This is a genomic window from Longispora fulva, assembly GCF_015751905.1.
Lineage (GTDB): Bacteria > Actinomycetota > Actinomycetes > Mycobacteriales > Micromonosporaceae > Longispora > Longispora fulva.
The window spans coordinates 1,672,779-1,689,630 of the sequence record NZ_JADOUF010000001.1 but is presented as its reverse complement, the minus strand read 5'-3'; the positions used below and the strand labels follow the sequence as shown (position 1 = coordinate 1,689,630).

Annotated in this window: 17 protein-coding genes; 11 read left to right on the top strand and 6 right to left on the bottom strand. The window is 74.7% G+C overall.

Annotated elements, in window-relative coordinates; translation table 11 throughout:
• Positions 1 to 69: 69 nt before the first annotated feature.
• On the top strand, positions 70 to 591 hold the full coding sequence (locus IW245_RS07285) for a hypothetical protein (RefSeq protein ID WP_197002418.1): 522 nt from the start codon (positions 70 to 72) through the stop codon (positions 589 to 591).
• Between the two features lie 209 nt (positions 592 to 800).
• Positions 801 to 2,600, top strand: a complete 1,800-nt coding sequence (locus tag IW245_RS07280; protein ID WP_197002417.1) for a S8 family serine peptidase — start codon at positions 801 to 803, stop codon at positions 2,598 to 2,600.
• 87 nt (positions 2,601 to 2,687) lie between these two features.
• Here the strand turns inward: IW245_RS07280 and IW245_RS07275 are convergent, their stop codons facing one another.
• Positions 2,688 to 3,296, bottom strand: coding sequence for a LysE family transporter (locus IW245_RS07275; RefSeq protein WP_197002416.1), 609 nt, complete (start codon positions 3,294 to 3,296; stop codon positions 2,688 to 2,690).
• Positions 3,297 to 3,366: 70 nt separating this feature from the next.
• Here IW245_RS07275 and IW245_RS07270 point away from each other — a divergent pair, with 70 nt between their 5' ends.
• The 5 genes from IW245_RS07270 to IW245_RS41520 all read left to right on the top strand — a co-directional run bounded on the left by IW245_RS07270 (position 3,367) and on the right by IW245_RS41520 (position 7,566).
• Positions 3,367 to 3,795 carry an Lrp/AsnC family transcriptional regulator gene (locus IW245_RS07270; RefSeq protein WP_197002415.1) on the top strand — a complete coding sequence of 143 codons (429 nt, stop codon included), beginning with the start codon at positions 3,367 to 3,369 and terminating at the stop codon, positions 3,793 to 3,795.
• A gap of 51 nt (positions 3,796 to 3,846) precedes the next feature.
• On the top strand, positions 3,847 to 4,572 hold the full coding sequence (locus IW245_RS07265) for an ATP-binding cassette domain-containing protein (RefSeq protein WP_197002414.1): 726 nt from the start codon (positions 3,847 to 3,849) through the stop codon (positions 4,570 to 4,572).
• Positions 4,569 to 5,243, top strand: a complete 675-nt coding sequence (locus IW245_RS07260; protein ID WP_197002413.1) for a hypothetical protein — start codon at positions 4,569 to 4,571, stop codon at positions 5,241 to 5,243. Before IW245_RS07265 ends, IW245_RS07260 begins: the two co-directional genes overlap by 4 nt.
• Before the next feature lie 202 nt (positions 5,244 to 5,445).
• A complete protein-coding gene (locus tag IW245_RS07255; RefSeq protein ID WP_197002412.1) occupies positions 5,446 to 7,257 on the top strand; it encodes an ABC transporter ATP-binding protein in 1,812 nt (603 codons plus the stop codon).
• 180 nt (positions 7,258 to 7,437) lie between these two features.
• Positions 7,438 to 7,566 (top strand): hypothetical protein, encoded by a 129-nt coding sequence (locus IW245_RS41520; protein WP_267919885.1) that lies wholly within the window; start codon positions 7,438 to 7,440, stop codon positions 7,564 to 7,566.
• Here IW245_RS41520 and IW245_RS07245 read toward each other — a convergent pair.
• Together IW245_RS07245 and IW245_RS07240 are read right to left on the bottom strand one after the other, a co-directional pair.
• Positions 7,563 to 8,018, bottom strand: a complete 456-nt coding sequence (locus IW245_RS07245) for a GNAT family N-acetyltransferase (RefSeq protein WP_197002411.1) — start codon at positions 8,016 to 8,018, stop codon at positions 7,563 to 7,565. The genes IW245_RS41520 and IW245_RS07245 overlap by 4 nt on opposite strands.
• Positions 8,019 to 8,064: 46 nt before the next feature.
• Complete coding sequence (locus IW245_RS07240; protein ID WP_233472547.1) at positions 8,065 to 9,495, bottom strand: M23 family metallopeptidase; 1,431 nt, start codon at positions 9,493 to 9,495, stop codon at positions 8,065 to 8,067.
• Here IW245_RS07240 and IW245_RS07235 point away from each other — a divergent pair.
• Together IW245_RS07235 and IW245_RS07230 are read left to right on the top strand one after the other, a co-directional pair.
• Positions 9,464 to 10,018 carry a hypothetical protein gene (locus IW245_RS07235; RefSeq protein ID WP_197002410.1) on the top strand — a complete coding sequence of 185 codons (555 nt, stop codon included), beginning with the start codon at positions 9,464 to 9,466 and terminating at the stop codon, positions 10,016 to 10,018. The genes IW245_RS07240 and IW245_RS07235 overlap by 32 nt on opposite strands.
• Positions 10,019 to 10,791: 773 nt before the next feature.
• Positions 10,792 to 11,895, top strand: a complete 1,104-nt coding sequence (locus IW245_RS07230) for a glycerophosphodiester phosphodiesterase (RefSeq protein WP_233472548.1) — start codon at positions 10,792 to 10,794, stop codon at positions 11,893 to 11,895.
• Between the two features lie 86 nt (positions 11,896 to 11,981).
• On the opposite strand, the gene IW245_RS07225 is transcribed toward IW245_RS07230, so the two are convergent.
• Genes IW245_RS07225 through IW245_RS07215 form a run of 3 tightly spaced genes read right to left on the bottom strand, consistent with a single transcriptional unit; the run spans position 11,982 to position 14,841 of the window.
• Positions 11,982 to 13,013, bottom strand: coding sequence for a type III polyketide synthase (locus tag IW245_RS07225; RefSeq protein ID WP_197002409.1), 1,032 nt, complete (start codon positions 13,011 to 13,013; stop codon positions 11,982 to 11,984).
• Entirely contained in the window at positions 13,007 to 14,149 is a 1,143-nt protein-coding gene (locus IW245_RS07220) for an acyl-CoA dehydrogenase family protein (RefSeq protein WP_197002408.1), read from the bottom strand. Before IW245_RS07220 ends, IW245_RS07225 begins: the two co-directional genes overlap by 7 nt.
• The gene (locus tag IW245_RS07215) at positions 14,146 to 14,841 is read right to left on the bottom strand and encodes a class I SAM-dependent methyltransferase (protein ID WP_372445101.1); all 696 of its coding nucleotides are present in this window, start codon (positions 14,839 to 14,841) and stop codon (positions 14,146 to 14,148) included. The genes IW245_RS07220 and IW245_RS07215 overlap by 4 nt, the downstream gene beginning before the upstream one ends.
• Positions 14,842 to 14,887: 46 nt before the next feature.
• Here IW245_RS07215 and IW245_RS07210 point away from each other — a divergent pair, with 46 nt between their 5' ends.
• Together IW245_RS07210 and IW245_RS07205 are read left to right on the top strand one after the other, a co-directional pair.
• Positions 14,888 to 15,682, top strand: a complete 795-nt coding sequence (locus IW245_RS07210) for a UbiA family prenyltransferase (RefSeq protein WP_233472550.1) — start codon at positions 14,888 to 14,890, stop codon at positions 15,680 to 15,682.
• Between the two features lie 121 nt (positions 15,683 to 15,803).
• Positions 15,804 to 16,820 (top strand): saccharopine dehydrogenase family protein, encoded by a 1,017-nt coding sequence (locus IW245_RS07205; protein WP_233472557.1) that lies wholly within the window; start codon positions 15,804 to 15,806, stop codon positions 16,818 to 16,820.
• Positions 16,821 to 16,852: the final 32 nt, after the last annotated feature.

The window sequence follows — 16,852 nt, the reverse complement described above, 5'->3', positions numbered from 1 at the left end:
CCGGCGCCGGCGACGTCGGGCGGGACTTCTGGCGGGGAAATTGTCAGACCCTGATGTCAGGGTGGGCGCATGGCTGAGATCGCAGCACGCGCCACCGGGGCCGACGAGGTCGGCCGGGCCCTGCCGCTCAGGGATGTCCGGATGCGACTACCGCACCTGGCCGCGCTGGCCCGCGCCGCCGGGCAGGTCACCGTGATCGTGGACGACCGGACCAACCAGCCGCTCGCCGCGCTGGTGCCGGTGGGGATGGCGCGCGCCGCCAGGGACACCGGGACCGCCGACCAGCGGGCCGCCGCCCTGGAGAGCCGTCTGGCGGGCGCCGGGCGTGCGGCGGACGAGCGGGTCAGGGTCGCGGAGGATCGGGTCCGGGTCGTCGAGGAGCGGGCCGCTGCGAGTTCCGCCGGCTGGGCGCGGCGGTGCGAGGCGCTGCGCGCCGACCTGCGTCGGCAGCACGGCGCCGAGGTGGCGGCGGTGCGGCGGGAGTTGGCGCGGGCGTGGGCAGAGTTGGGGCGACTCAGTCCGCCGGGGGCCGACCGGGACGTGGACCGTCTGCGCGCCGCCCAGCGGGAGTTCCTGTCCGACGCGGCCTGACAGTGGTCCGGGACCGGCCAGGGACGGGTGCCTCGGGTTACGGATAGTTAGGTTTGTTAATACGCTGCGCGTCGCGTTCAGGCATTTTTAAGTCTCGCGACAGGTGCCCTTGACCTTCCGGCTGTCACTCTCTGCGCACGCAGTGACCGCCATCACCTTCTCGTGCGCGTGACGGCGGGTCCTGCCTTTCCCCGGAAAGGAACCCCTCCATGGCTCTTTCACGACGCAGCACCCTGTCGGGTGCCGCGCTGGGCGTGCTGCTGCTCGCCGGCGCGGGTCTGGCCACGGCGCTGCCGGCGGCCGCCGACCCGCCGGCCCCGGTGGCGGCGGGCGGCCAGCCGGTCGCGTCCATCATCGTCGGGTACAAGCCCGGGTCGGCGAAGGCCCGGGACCTGGCGAGCGCCGCCAAGGACGCCACGGCCAAGGCGCACGGCCGGGCGCTGAGCGCCGAGCGGCGGCTGGCCACCGGCGGTGTCGTCGTCGGACTCGGGTCGAAGGACGCGCGGGACGCCGCGGCCGTGATCGCCGCGTACAAGGCCGACCCGGACGTGGACTACGTCGAGGCCGACCAGATGATGCACCCGCTCGCGGATCCGACCGACACGGACTACGCGCAGCAGTGGGACCTGTTCGAGGCCACAGCCGGCATGAACGTGCCCGGCGCGTGGGCGACCTCGACCGGCGCGGGCGTGACCGTGGCCGTGATCGACACCGGGTACGTGGCGCACTCGGACGTGGCCGGCAACATCGTGGCCGGGTACGACTTCATCACCAGTTCCTCGGCGGCCCGCGACGGCAACGGTCGGGACAACAACCCGGCGGACGAGGGTGACTGGGTGGCGACGGCCGGCGAGTGCGGCACGGACGCCAACGGCAACCCGGTGCCGAGCAAGCCGGAGGACTCCTCCTGGCACGGTACGCACGTGGCGGGCACTATCGCGGCCGTGACGAACAACGCGAAGGGGATCGCAGGGATCGCGTACAACGCGAAGGTGCAGCCGGTGCGGGTGCTGGGCAAGTGCGGGGGCGCGACCTCCGACATCGCCGACGCGATCACCTGGGCGTCGGGCGGCACGGTGGCCGGCGTCCCGGCGAACCCGACCCCGGCCAAGGTGATCAACATGAGCCTGGGCGGGTCCGGGGCGTGCTCGGTGACGTACCAGAACGCGATCAACGCCGCCGTCGCGCGCGGCACGACCGTGGTGGTGGCCGCCGGCAACTCCAATGTCGACGTGTCCGGCTTCAACCCGGCCAACTGCAACAACGTGATCACCGTGGCGGCCAGTGACCGGGCCGGCAACCGGGCGTTCTACTCGAACTTCGGCGCGAAGATCGACATCACGGCCCCCGGTGGCGAGGTGCGCCTGGAGACCGACGCGCCGGGCAGCCGCACCACCCCGGCCGACGGCATCTACTCCACGCTCAACGGTGGCCTGACCACGCCGGGCGCGGAGAGCTACAAGACCTACATGGGCACGAGCATGGCCGCCCCGCACGTCGCCGGCCTCGTCGCGCTGATCGCGGCGAAGACGACCCTGACCCCGGCCCAGATCGAGACGGCGATCAAGAACAACGCCAGGGCGCTGCCGGGTACCTGCACCGGCGGGTGCGGCTCGGGGCTCGCCGACGCGACGGCAACGCTGCTGGCCGTCGTGCCGGCCCCCGGGAAGTACTTCGAGAACCTCACCGACGTGGCGATCCCGGACAACACCACGGTGGAGTCCTCGATCGTGGTCAGCGGGGTCACGGGCAACGCCCCGACCACGCTGAAGGTCGGCGTGGACATCAAGCACACCTACCGCGGTGACCTGATCGTGTCCCTGGTGGCCCCCGACGGCAGCGTGTACCTGCTGGAGGACTTCGTGAACTCCGACAGCACGGCGAACGTGGCCAAGACCTACACCGTCAACGCCAGCTCCGAGGTCGCCAACGGCACCTGGAAGCTGCGGGTGCAGGACGTCGCGAGCCAGGACACCGGGAAGATCGACGCCTGGAACCTGACCTTCTAGGGCCGGGTGCCCCGGGACCGGCGGTGCCGGGGGCGTACCCGGAAAAGGATTGTGATCTGCCGGGCCTCCCGTCTTCGGGGGCCCGGCTCACGTCGGCAGCACCAGCAGGACGGCGTAGCCGAGGACGAGGGCGTTGCCGAGGACGTGGGTCCAGCGCCGCGCCCCCGTGCCCAGGCGCGCGCCCACGGTCGCGCCGACCGCGGCGAGGGTCACCTGCCAGGCCAGGGAGGCCACCAGCACCCCGGCCACGAACACGCCGAGCGGCCCGCCGCCGCCGATCCGGCCGGGCAGGGCCGCGGCGAGGGCCGCGAAGTACACCATCGTGGTGGGGTTGACGGCGGTGAGGCCCACGAACCGCAGGAAGATCCGCGCGGCCGGCGGCGCGGTGGACGGTGGGCCGACCGGTCGGCGCAGCCCCAGCAGGCCGCGCACCGCCACGGCCGCCAGGACCAGGGCCGCCGCCCACCGGACCGGCCGCTCGTGCCCGGCCAGGAGCGCGCTCACCGCCGAGCCGGCCAGCACCGCCCCGGCGGTGAACGCCCCGTCCACGCAGGCCACGGCACTCGCCGCCGCCAGGCCCCGCCGCCAGCCGAGCATCCCCTCCTGGAGGAGGAGCACCCCGACGCCGCCGAGCGGCACCGCCACACCCAACCCGGCGGCCCCGCCCGCCGCCGCCATCGACCACCACGCGTCCATGGGTCCCACTATCGGCCGGCCCGCCGAGGGGGCGCTCCCGGAAATCGACGGATCCTGCGATAATCGCGGTGTGGACGCCACAGACCGCGAGATCCTCGACGCTTTGCAGGAGAATGCGCGGATCTCCTACCAAGACCTGGGCCGGCGGGTGGGCCGCAGCGCCAACGCCGTCGCCGACCGGGTGCGCAAGATGCGCCGCACCGGGGTGATCCGGGGCTTCACCACCCTGGTCGACCGCTCCGCCGTCACCGACTCCGCGCTGGCGATCCTCATCGACGCCCGGCTGCGGCCCGAGACGACCGCCGAGCGGTTCGAGCACGCCGTGGTGCGGCTGCCCGGGATCACGGAGGTCATCCACGTCACCGGGGACAGCGACTACCTGATCCGGGCCCGGGTGCCCGACACGGCCACACTGGACGCCCTGATCCGGGCGTTGAAGGACACGGCGGGGGTCGCGCAGACGAGTACCCGGCTGGCGTTGCGGGTGGTGCTGGACTGACGCGGCGGCCGGGGGCGTCGGGACGGCCCACGCGCGGGTACTGTCGGGCGGATGCTGCTCGACGACGTCCGCGTCCGCTACGCGCGGTCCGGGCCCTGGATCCTCGATCGCGTGTCGGTCGCCGCCCACCCCGGTGAGGCCGTCGTGGTCCTCGGCCGCAATGGCGCCGGCAAGTCCACCCTCCTCAACGTGTGCGCCGGTGTGCTCCGCCCCGACACGGGCAGGGTCACCGACCGGCCGGCCGTCGTCGGCTGGGTCCCGGAGCGTTTCCCGGCCGCCCAGCCGTTCACGGCGCGGGAGTACCTCGCCGGCGCCGGGCGGATCCGGGGGCTCACCGCCGCCGGCGCCGACCGGGCCGTCGCGCACTGGGCCGAGCGGCTGCACCTCGGCCCGTTCCTCGACGTCCGGCTCGGCCGGCTGTCCAAAGGGTCCGCGCAGAAGGTCGGGCTCGCCCAGGCCCTGCTCGTGCCGCCGGAGTTGCTCGTCCTCGACGAGCCCTGGGAGGGCCTGGACGCCGTGGCCCGGGCCGAGGTGCCGTTGATCGTCGGCGAGGTCACGGCCGGCGGCGGGATCGTGCTGGTCAGTGACCACCGGGGCGAGATCGCCCGACTCGCCGTCGCCCAGCGGTGGACGGTCCGCGACGGGGGCGTGCACCCCGACGGCGACGACCCCTCCCGGTGCGTGATCGAGATCGAGGTGCCGGCCGCCGACGCCGCCGGCACCGTCACCGCCCTGCGCGCGCAGGGCCACGAGGTGCTGGGGGTCCGGCCGCGATGAGAACCCTGATCCGCAACCGGCTCGCCGGGTACCTGCGCAGCCAGGTCGCCCTCGGCCCCCTCCTCGGCGCGCTCGTCGTCTACGGCCTGATCTACAGCGGCGGAGCCGCCCCGGCCGCCAACTCCTTCGGGGCCTCGGGGCTGGCGCTGTTCGTCCTGCACGCGTGGCAGACCAAGGCGCTCCTCGACGTCGAGCCCGACAGGCAGCGACACCTGTCCAGGATCGCGGTCGGCGCCCGCAGGGAGGGCGCCGCCGGGCTGGGGGCCGCGCTGCTCGCCGGACTGGCCTGGGTGCCGGCGCTGATCGGGGTGCCGATGGTGCTCGGCCTCGTCACGCTGCCCGACGGCGTCGGGTCCGCGCTGCTCCTCGGGGTGTGGACGCACCTGTTGGCGGTGCCGCCGGCCGTGGCGCTCGGCGCGTGGGCCAGCCGCGCCGTGACCCGCAGTGTCGGGCTGGGCGTGCTCGTGCTGGTCGGCGGGGCCACGCTGGCGCTGGTCCTGGGGCGGCACGGTTCGCCGGTCGCGTTCCTGGTGCCGCCGGTGATGGCGGCCGCGCGGGACGCCGCCCGGGGGGCGTGGATCGGGGCCGCGGGGTGGACCCTGGCACACATGGCGGTGTGGACGGTGGTCGCCGTCGCCGGGTACGCGCGGGTGCGGGCGCGGCGGGCGTAGGCCCGGCACGGGTGCACCGGATCGCGGCGGAACGGCTGCAGCGGCCTGTCGCCCCGGAAATGCGGTGCGTCCCGGGCCGGATCGCCGCTATGCTCCGGCTCGTTCGACGCCACCGGCACGTCAAGGCAAGGAGTGACCATGAGGACTTCCGGCAGGTTCCCGTGCGTCTCCCCCCTTTCCCTCCCTTGCCTGGAGCTTGTCCGTGTTCCGTCTCTTCGAGAACGCCGTCGATCCCTTCCGCCACGATGACCTGAGCGCTCCGCCGCGCCGGGTGCTCCCGTTCCTCGTGGCCCAGTTCCGGCCACTGCGCCCGGTGCTGGTCGCGAGTCTGCTGGCGACCGTCGTGGGCGCCGGCGTGGAGGTCTGGCTGATCGGCTACGCCGGCCGGCTGGTCGACACCCTCACGACGACCGACCCCACCAGGATGTGGCGCGCCCACGGGGTCGAGTTGGCGGCCGTCGCGGCACTGGTCCTCCTCGTCCGGCCCCTGCTGCACCTGCTGAACGAGGGCCTGGACGACCTCGCATTCCGGCCCAACGCCCTCACGCACGTGCTCTGGCGGACGCACCGGCACGTCTCCCGCCAGTCAGTCGGCTGGTTCCGCGCCGGCCTGTCCGGCCGGATCGCCACCTGGGTCCGGGAGGGCGCCTCCGCAGCGATGACCGCGACGTACGTCGTCGTGCACACGCTGACCTACGTGTTCACGTACATCGTCGGATCGGTGTGGTTGATGGGTTCCGTCGACCCGCGTCTGATGCTGCCGCTGGGCCTGTGGATCGTGCTCTACGCGGCCCTGATGAGCTACGTGGTGCCCCGCTACCGCCGCGCGTCGGGGCGGCAGCAGGACGCCGACTCCGCGCTCACCGGCCTGTTGGTGGACTCCTACGCCAACATCGACACCCTCGCGCTGCTGGACACCCCGGCCGACGCCGACCGCGAGGTCTTCGCCGCCGCGCGCCGCGCCCGGCTGCGGGTCGAGCGGCTGGAGGTCACCATGAACGTCGGCATGGTGACGCTCAGCGGGGTGCTGATGGTCGGGCTGATCGGCTACGGCATCGTGCTGTGGCAGGCGGGCGCGGCGCCGATCGGGCTGATCGCTGCCGCCCTGGCGCTCACGTTCCGGATCACGGCGATGGCCGAGTGGCTGCTCGACGGCGTGTCGGCGCTCTTCGGCTCGCTGGGCACCCTGGGGCGCGCGCTGTCCACCGTCGCGCAGCCGCTCGCCGTCGCCGACCGGCCCGACGCCGGTGACCTCGTCGTCGGGGGCGGGGCGATCCGGTTCCGGGAGGTCAGCCACCACTACGGCAAGGACGGCGGCGGCTTGGACCGGCTCAGCCTCGAGATCGCCGCCGGGGAGCGGGTGGGACTGGTCGGGCGGTCCGGCGCCGGCAAGTCCACGCTGGTCAACCTGGTGCTCAGGTTCTTCGACCCGGAGGCCGGGACGGTCGAGATCGACGGCCAGGACATCGCGGCGGTGACCCAGCGCAGCCTGCGCCGGCAGATCGCGGTGGTGACCCAGGAGGCGGCGTTGCTGCACCGCTCCGTCCGCGACAACATCGGCTCCCCGACCTCGGACGACGCGGCCATCGTCGCGGCGGCGCGCAGGGCCGCGGCGCACGGGTTCGTCGTCGCGCTGTCCGATCAGGACGGACGCACCGGCTACCACGCCCATGTCGGGGAACGCGGGGTCACGCTGTCCGGCGGGCAACGGCAGCGCATCGTCCTCGCCCGCGCCCTGCACAAGGACGCGCCCATCCTCCTCCTCGACGAGGCGACCTCGGCGCTGGACTCTGAGGTCGAGGCGGCCATCCACGACACGTTCGACGAGGTGACGGCGGGCCGTACGGTGATCGCGATCGCGCACCGGCTGTCCACCATCGCGCGGATGGACCGGATCGTGGTCCTCGACGCCGGGCGCGTCGTGGAGGACGGGACGCACGCGGAACTGCTGGCCCGCGACGGCCTCTACGCGGCGCTGTGGGCCCAGCAGTCGGGGGGCTTCCTCGGCGGGTAGCGGGCCCGTCGGCGGCCATCGACACGTGTCCGCGCCGTGTCGGTGGCCGACCGGCGGCGGCGCGGATAGGGTGGCCGCGTGGATGGGTCCTCGTGCCCGGGGGCGTCCTGGCCGGCCTGTGGAACGTCCTGGACGACCGGGTCGGCTGGGTCGCCGGCCTCGAGCTCGGGGATGCTGGTCATGCCCGAACAGGACCGAGGGGCCGCGCTCGGCCGGATCCGGGCTTTCCTGGCGGGTAGACCGGAGACCGCCAGCGGCGCGTTCACCCTGCCGATGCTCACCGGCGTGCTGCGCGTCCGGCGGCTCTAAGGGGCCGAGCGGTCCGACGTGGCGGTGTCCGGCCCGCCGGCGCTGTCCCAGTACAGTGTCTGGCGGTCGTGGCGGAAACCGGACCTGAGGTAGAAGTCGACCGCCCGGCGGCCGGAGTGCACGGTCACGTGCAGGAGACCACGGGTGCGCGCCTCGTCCAGGATCGCCGCGATCAGGGCGCCGCCGACGCCGCGGCCGCGGTACGCCTCGCGCACGCAGACCGCCTGGACGTCGCCGTACCGCCGGTCGAACGAGCCGCCGCCGGGGACCCGCTCGGCCACCAGCAGCCAGGCGTACCCGACCGGTTCGCCGTCGACCTCGGCCAGGTACGGAAGGTGCGTGTCCGCGTGCGCGTCGATCCACGCCGCGAACTCGCCGAGCCGGTCGGCGCCCACGTCCCGCGACTCCGCGAGCGCCGCCACGTCCTCCGAGGTCCCCCGGCGAATGATCATGGGCACACTCTAGGCCTCGCCGTTGACCCGCGACGGGCCCGCACCGTCAGTTCAGTGGTACGCCGTGGCCGCGCATCCAGCCGACCGGGTCCGTGGTGGACGCGTTGTCGCGGCCCCCACCGAGGTGCACCTCGAAGTGCAGGTGCGGCCCGGAGCTGTTGCCGCTCGTGCCCACCTGGCCGAGGACCTGGCCGGCGGCGACCTGGTCGCCCACGGTCACCTCGGGGCGGCGGAGCATGTGGCAGTAGCGGGTGATGACCCCGTCGGCGTGCTCGACGTCGACGTACCAGCCGCAGCCCGTGACGGCGACCGAGCCGTCGGTGTCGCAGCCGTAGTCGCGGCCGCCCTGGGTGGCGTCGCACGCCGCCGTGCGCACGACCCCGGCCGCCGCAGACCGGATCTGGGTGCCCCGGGCCGCGCCCAGGTCGACGCCGTGGTGGTCGGGGCGGCCTGGCTGCATGTAGCCGGAGGTGATGGACGCGCCGACCGGCGCGACCCACGCGCCGGTGGCGCACTCGATCCCGGCGAGGCCGGCGACGAGTTGGGCGGCGGCGGCCTCGTGGCGGGCGTAGGCGTCGGGGAACGCGCTGCGCTGCACGGACTGCGCGGCCACGGTCACCGGCAGGTCCTGCCAGCCGGGGACCTTGAGCAGGGACCGGTAGAACTTCTCCGCCGCGTACTCCGGGGTCATCACCTCGCCCGGGGTGCCCCAGCCGGTGGCCGGGCGCTGCTGGAACAGGCCGAGGGAGTCGTGGTCGTAGCCCACGCCCTGGTTGGCCATCGACAACGACTCCGGATAGGCGACGTTGGCGAGGTTGCGCAGCGAGGACTCCTGCATGGCGGTGGCAATAGCGACCACCAGGCCTTTTTCGGGTACGCCGAGCCGGCGCCCCACGGCCACGATCGTCGCGGCGTTGGCCGACTGGGCCGGCGAGAGTCCCATCCGGGAACCCGCCGGGGCGGCCGCCAGGCACAGGGTGAACGGCGTCGCGGTCACCACCACCGGGGGAGCTGGTCGCCGGCCGACCTCGGCGCGCAGCAGTTCGACCTTCGCGTCGGCGGCGACCCGGCGGTCCTCGGCGGCCTTCGACGCCGCCGCGCTCAACAGGGCCTTGCCCCTGGCCGCCACGAGGGCCGCCTCGTCGGCGGTGACCTGCTCCTCCGCCGACTTCAGTTTCCCGGCCAGCTCGCTGCTCTTGCGCACGGAGGTGTCCGGCGCGAACTGCCGCAGGTCGTTGTAGGACGGCCCCCGGTACAGCCGGCTGATCTCGTCGTTGAACTCGGTCCGCAGATGGTCGCGGGTAGCGCGGCTGGCCGTCGCGGCCGCCTCGGCCGTGGTCACGGCGGCCGCGTCGGTGGCCGCCGTCTGGGCCGCCGTGGCCGCCTCGGCCTTCGCCTCGTCAGCGGCCCGGATCGCGGCCTCCAGGGCCAGCTGGGCGGCTGTCGTGCCCTGGGCGAGGGGCGGCTGGGCGGGCACGAGCGGCGGCACCGGCCGCGCCGGCGGCTTCGGCCGGGCGGGCTCGGGCTCGCTCGGGGTGGTCGGGCCCGGCGACGGGGAGGACGACGGGGTCGGCGTGCCCGAGGGGCTCGGGGTGGGCCCCGGGGTGCCCGACGGCGTCGGGGAGGGGCCCGGGCCCGGGGTCCCGGACGGGCTCGGGGTGTCGGACGGGGTCGGCGTCGGACCCGGCGTGCCGGACGGCGTCGGGCCCGGTGTTCCGGACGGGATCGGGGCGGGCCCGGCCGTCGGGCTCGGGGCCGGATTCGGGGTGGCGTTCGGCGTGGGGCTCGGTGTGTCGGAGGGCTGCGGCCCGGCCGTGGGGGGTGCGGTCGGGACGCCCGGGCCCGGTGGTGGCGTGGGCGACGGGGAAGGCTCGGGTGTGGCCGGGGTGGGATCCCCGGCCCGGCTCGGGGTGCCGGCCGGCGTCTGCGGGGACGGGGTCGCCGCGGGGCCGGTGGGCGCCGGCTGGCCGGGGGCGGGCGCGTCGGCCGCCGCGGGCTGATCCGCTGCCGCTGGCTGCCCGGTGGCCGGGGGCGTCGCCCCTGACTCCCCCGCGTGGTCGGCCGTTCCCGCCCCGGGGGCCGTGGACTGCCCGGCGGCCGGGTCGCCGGTACCCGTCGGGGTGTCGTTCCGGGTCGTGGCGTCCGGGTTGGGCTCGACCGGGGCCGGGGTGCCCGTGTCGCCCACCGCCGGATCGGCCCAGCCCGTCGTCGGGGTCAGGCCGACCGCGAGCGCGAGCGTGGTCGCCACTCCGAGGGTCCATCGCCGGACGCTCGCCCGGGGACCTCTTCTCTCCGCCATGCCGGTGTCCTCGCAGCTACATCAGCAGGTGCTCGCAAACGTCATCTCACCGTAGAGGGGGGCCGATGTCGCGGCAATGCCTGTAATCAACTCAAAACAACAACAAACCGAGGCGATTCTGTCCGGTTGATCACCGGCGTCACGCTCATCTCACCCGCCGTGCATGCAGTGTGACGCAACGCACAGTCAGGCGGGTCGGCCGACCACCTGGACCGGCCGGCCCGCCCGGGCCGCGCGCACCGTCGGCAACGCGGCCGGCTGGACGGCATACGGGCCGAGGGTCACCGACCGCTCCCCCCGTCCTCGACCCGGCCGGCCCGACGAACTCGGACAACGAGGGAATACCGGGACGCGCACGGCACCCGGGCGAGTGTGGCGCGTATTCGGTTGGCGTTCACCCCCGATTGGGCCACGGGTCGCCCGGGACGCGTTGACTCCGGCCAGGTAGGACGATCATCAACCCTTGGAGGAGCTGTGGCCGACCGTCGGCAGGTACTGCGCATGGGAGCGCTCGCGGCCGGTGCCGCCATCGCCGCCCCCGTGATCGCCTCGGAGGTGGCCTTCGCCGCCCCGGGCAAGCCCTCGAACCGCCCGCTCGTGATCGGCCACCGGGGCGCGTCCGGGTACCGCCCCGAGCACACCCTGGCCTCCTACGAGCTGGCCGCCCGCCTCGGCGCGGACTTCGTCGAACCGGACCTGGTGTCCACGAAGGACGGGGTGCTGGTCGCCCGGCACGAGAACGAGATCTCCGGCACCACCGACATCGCCTCGCGGGCCGAGTTCGCCGGCCGCAAGGCGACCAAGGTGATCGACGGCGTGACCGTGACCGGCTGGTTCACCGAGGACCTGACGCTCGCCGAGCTCAAGACGCTGCGCGCCGTGGAGCGGCTGCCCGCCGTCCGGCAGCGCAACACGATCTACAACGGCCTGTTCGAGGTGCCGACGTTCCAGGAGATCCTGGACCTGCAGGACCGGCTGTGCAAGGAGCTGCGCCGCGAGATCGGCGTGTATCCGGAGACCAAGCACCCGAGCTACTTCCGCTCGATCGGTCTGGCGCTGGAGGCCCCGCTCGCCGAGGCGCTGCGGCACAACAACCTGAACAAGCCGACCGCCCCGGTGTTCGTGCAGTCCTTCGAGGCCAACAACCTGCGCGACCTGCACGACGTGCACAAGGTCCGGGCCCGGCTGGTGTTCCTGGCGTCGGCGGCGGGCGGCCCGTTCGGGGACCCGCGGCCGTACGCGAGCTACCTGTCCGCCGACGGGCTCAAGGAGCTCAGCCGGTTCGTCTCCGGGATCGGGCCGGACAAGAGCCTGGTCATCCCGCGCAGGGCCGACGGCACGCTGGGCACGCCGACCTCGCTGGTCGCCGACGCGCACGCGGCCGGGATGGTCGTGCACCCGTACACGTTCCGGGCCGAGAACCAGTTCCTGCCGGTGGACTACCGGACCGGGACCGACCCGAACGCGTACGGCCGGGCGATCGACGAGCAGGTCGCGTTCCACCGGGCGGGCGTGGACGGGCTTTTCACCGACATGGCCGACATCGGCGTCCTCGCCCGGGACTTCGCGGGTCGCTGAGCGCGCGCCTCACCCCGCAGCGCCGGGCCCTCGCTGGACGGCGACGACTCCCCCGAGTCGTCGCCGTCCGGCGTTTCCGGACCGGCTCAGCCGACCTTGCGGAGCAGTCCGCCGTACAGGGTGAGCCCCGGGCCGAACGCCGCCGCCAGGACCGTCGAGGCGCCCGCCGACCGGAGCGCCTCGAGAACGAGGAGCACGGTGACCGAGGAACAGTTGCCGTGTGCGCGGAGCACCGCCCGCGACACGTCCAGCGCCGACGACGGCAGGCCCAGGCCCTTGGCCGCCGCGGCGAGGATGCCCGGCCCGCCCGGGTGCAGCGCCCAGCCGTCCACGTCGGACCGGCCCAGGCCGTGCGCGCCGAGCAGCTCGTCGACCAGGGGCGCGATGTGCAGTTCCAGCACGTCGGGCACCTTCGGCGACAGGCCCATCCGGAAACCGTGGTCGGTGACCTCCCACGTCATGTGGTCGGCCGTCGCCGGGTCGGTGCGGGCTGCGAAGCCCTCGACCGCGTACCCCCGACCGCCCGGCGTGACCACCACGGCGGCCGCGCCGTCGCTGAACAGGGCGTGCGAGACGATCTGGTCGACCTCGGTGGTGGGCGGCTGGACGTGCACGCTGGGCAGTTCCGCGCACAGCAGCACGGCGGGTCTGCCGGACGCGGCCACGTAGTCGGCGACGGACGCCAGGCCGGGCAGCGCCGCGTAGCAGCCCATGTGCCCGATCATCAGGCGGCGCAGCCCCGGGTCGAGGTCCAGGTCCCTGGCGAGCAGGATGTCCAGCCCGGGCGTCGTGTACCCGGTGCACGTGGCCACGGCCAGCAGTCCGATCGCGCCCGCCTCCACGCCGGCGTCGGCCAGCGCGGCGATCACCGCGGACTTGCCCAGCGGCACGACCTCCGCGGCGTACCGGCGCATCCTGGTGCCGGTCGACTCCCCCGAGAAGTCCTCGCCGATCGGGTTGAGCACGGTGTGCCGCTGGTCGACCCCGGCGTTGGCGAAGATCCGCTTGGCGAGGGCCGAGCCGTTGAAGTGCCGGTGGAAGTAGCCGTGCCAGAGCGCGTCCTGACTGCTGGCCGCCGGCAGCGCGATCCCGATGCCGGCGATCGTCGGGGTCACCATCGGCCCGGGTTCGGATCGCCGCCGAGCGCGACGGTGCCCAGCCAGTCGGCGCACACGTCGGAGGTGGCCGGTTGCAGGGAACCGCACCGGGCGTCGCGGTACAGCCGCTCCAGGGGGTGGCCGCGCCGGGTGGCCGAGGTGCCGGCGGCCTCCAGCATCGAGGCCGCCACCTCGGCGGCCGTCGTGCCCGCCAGGAGCTTGGCCCGCCACACCCAGACGTTGGTCTCGTCGTCGCCCGGTGCGGAGTCGACCCGTCTCGCGGCCTCGGTGACGACGAGTGCCGCCGCAGCCACGGCGGCGTCGGCCCGGCCGATCCTGGCCCGCACCGCCGGCAGTTCGTGCAGATTCCGCTCCACCAGGTGCGCGACGGCGGCGTCGATGGCGGCGCGGGCCACGCCCACGTACACCGCCGCGTAGGAGGCGACCAGCCACTGCGGCATCAGCTGGGCCGCGAGCAGCGCCAGGCCCTCCAGGCCGCCGAGCAGGGCGTCCGCGGAGACGACGACGTCGAGGTGCAGGTCGTGGCTGCCGGTGGCCCGCATGCCGAGGGAGTCCCAGGTCTCCTCGACCCGCAGACCCTCGCCGGCCGGCACCAGGAACTGGGACACCTCCCCGCCGTCGCGGGCGGCCACGAGATAGGCGTCGGCGTGCCCGGCCCCGGAGACGAAGGTCTTCGACCCGGTGATCCGGAAACCCCCGTCCACTCTCGTGTACGACGTGGTCAGCTTCGACAGCCGCGAGCCGGCGCCACGTTCGCTCATCGCCACCGCGTACAGCGAGCCGGTCGCCGCGCCCGTGAGGATCCGGTCGCGGGCCTCGAAGTAGGAGTCCGGAGCGCCCAGGGCCCGGACCAGGGCGTCCGGGGTGTGCGCGAGCGCGCCGGTCACCGAGGCGTGCATGTTGAACACCAGGGCCGTCGCCCCGTTGCCCCTGGCCAGTTCGGTGGCCACCGCCGCGTACTCGGCGAAGCCGGCGCCCAGGCCGCCCAGCCGGGCCGGCACCATGAGGCCGAGCAGGCCGGCGGCGCGCAGGTCGGCGAAGTCCGCGGCAGGGAACACCCCGGACGCGTCGTGCTGGGCCGCCCGGGGCGCGAAACCCCGGGCCAGCCGTTCGGCGGTACGGACGAGATCGGTCACCACTTCACTCCCTTTCCCTGGTACAAGACGGCCGTCGTGAACGTGGGGACCATGGGCACCGGGCCCGGGTGGCCGGCGGCGCGGCGGGCGAGGCCGGTCAGCGACGGGCGGATGCCGCGCACCTCCAGCTCGACCCCGTGTTCGGCGCACAGCGCGACGAGCCGGGCCGGGTCGACCAGCAGCGCCGGGTCGTGCACGCCGCGCGGCGCGCCGCCGACCCGCTCGGCGAGGGTGATCGCGACCAGCCGGCACAGCGCCGTGTCGGCGAGGGTGTCCAGGACGAGCAGCCCGCCGGAACGCAGCGCGCGGCAGGCCTCGGCGACCGTGGCCTCCAGGTCGGTGACGTGTTCGAGGATCTCCCCCGCGCTGACCACGTCGGCGCGGCCGGAACGGACCGGCAGCGCGGACACGTCGGCGCGGACCGCGTCGACGCCGTGCCGGGTGGCGTGGCCGAGGGCGCTGGGCACCAGGTCGACACCGACGTGCCGGTAGCCCTTGCCCGCCACGTGCGGGGCGAGCAGGCCGCCGCCACAGCCGAGGTCGAGGAGGACCGCGCCGGAGCGGGTCGCCGGCGGGACGAGCCGGGCCCGGGCGGCGGCGAGCCAGTGCAGCATGGCGAACGCCCCGGCGGGGTCCCACCACTCGTCGGCGAGGTCGTCGTAGAGTCCGAGGTCGTTCGGGGGGCGACGCACCCGTCCAGAGTGGCACGCCCCGGGCCCGAGGCCCACACTATCGGGTGTGTCTCCTCTGATCAGGGCCTGCCACCCCGAGCCCACCCTCGCGGTCACGCTGGTCACGGCCCTGTTGGCGGTGAACGTCGGGCTGTCGTGGTCCGGCGTGGCGGCCGTCGCCGTGGCGATGCTCGCCAGTCAGCTGTCCGTCGGCTGGGGCAACGACTGGCTCGACGCGGACCGCGACGCCCGGGTCGGCCGGACCGACAAGCCCGTCGCGGCCGGGCAGGTGTCCCGGCGGACCGTCGGGGTGGCCGCGCTGGTCGCCGGGGTCGCGACCGTGCCACTCGCGCTGCTGTCGGGGTGGCGGGCCGGGGTCGTGCTGACCGTCGCGCTGGTGTCGGCGTGGTCGTACAACTGGCCGCTGAAGCGTACCGTCCTGTCGCCCGTGCCGTACCTGGTGTCGTTCGCGGCGTTGCCGGCGTTCGTGGTGTCCGCGCTGCCGGCGACGCCGCCGTGGTGGCTGATGACAGCCGGCGCGCTGCTCGGATTCGGGGCGCACTTCGCCAACGCGCTGCCCGACCTCGCCGACGACGCGGCGACCGGGGTGCGCGGGCTGCCGCACCGGCTCGGGGCGGCCGGGAGCCGGGTGCTGGCGGCGCTGGGGCTGTTCGCGGCGTCGGCGGTGCTGGCGTTCGGGCCGCCCGGGCCGCCGACGTGGTTCGGGTGGGCGGTGACCGCCACCGCCGCCGTGGTGCTGTCCATCGGGTTGTACGCCGGGCGCGCCCCCGGATCGCGCGCGGCCTTCCGGGCGGTGCTCGTGGTGGCGCTGGCGGATGTGGTCCTGTTGCTGGTGTCGTAGCCGGCGGGGTGCGCGGTCCGGGTGGCTGGTTGGCGCTGGCGTACCCGGACCATGGTTCGTGCATTTCGAAATCCTCGCCGGGTACTCGACCCAGGAGGCTACCTGCGAGTAGCTTGGCGGGGTGACGAACTGGATGGTCTACGGCGCGAACGGCTACACCGGCGAACTCGTCGCCCGGCTCGCGGTCGCGCGGGGCGAGCGCCCCGTCCTCGCCGGCCGCTCGGCGGCGCCGGTCGCGCGCCTGGCCGCAGAGCTCGGCCTGGAGCACGTCGTGTTCGACCTGGCCGACGCCGCCCGGCACCTCGCGGACGTCGCCGTCGTGGCGCACTGCGCCGGCCCGTTCCAGGACACCGCCGCCCCGATGGTCGACGCGTGCCTGGCCACCGGCACGCACTACCTGGACATCACCGGTGAGATCGCCGTGTTCGAGACCGTCTTCGCCCGGCACGACGAGGCCGTGGCCGCCGGGGTGGCGCTGCTGCCCGGAGCCGGGTTCGACGTCGTGCCCACCGACTGCCTCGCCGCGATGCTGCACGCCCGGCTGCCCGGGGCGACCAGCCTGGAGCTGGCGTTCATGGCCGGCGGCGGCTTCAGCCGCGGCACCGCGCGCACCGCGCTCGCCGGGGGCGGGCGGCTGTGGCGACGGGTGGCCGGCCGGCTGGTCCCGGTCACCGGCGCGGACGCGACCCGGAGCGTGCCGCTGCCCTCGGGGCCGCGCACCGTGTCGGCGATCCCGTGGGGCGACCTCGCCACCGCGTACCGCAGCACCGGCATCCCCAACATCACCACGTACACCGTGCTGCCCGGCGGGGCGGGACTCGGCCCCGGACTGCTGCGGCTGCCGGGGGCCCGGGCCGTCGCCGACCGGCTCGTGCGGTCCACGATGTCCGGGCCGTCGGCGGCCACCCGGGCCAGCACCAGGACCGAGGTGTGGGGCGAGGTGTCCGCCCCCGACGGCTCGACGGTGTCGGACACTCTGGTCACCCCGAACCCGTACGACCTGACGGCCGACGCCGTGCTGCGGGCCGTGCCCAGGATGGCGGGACTGGCGGCCGGGGCGTACACGCCGGCGACGGCGTTCGGCGCGGGGTTCGTCCTGGAACTCGACGGGGTCCGGCTCGGCTCGACGTCGGGCTGAGCCGACCGAAGTCCAGGACCGGGTCGCCGGTG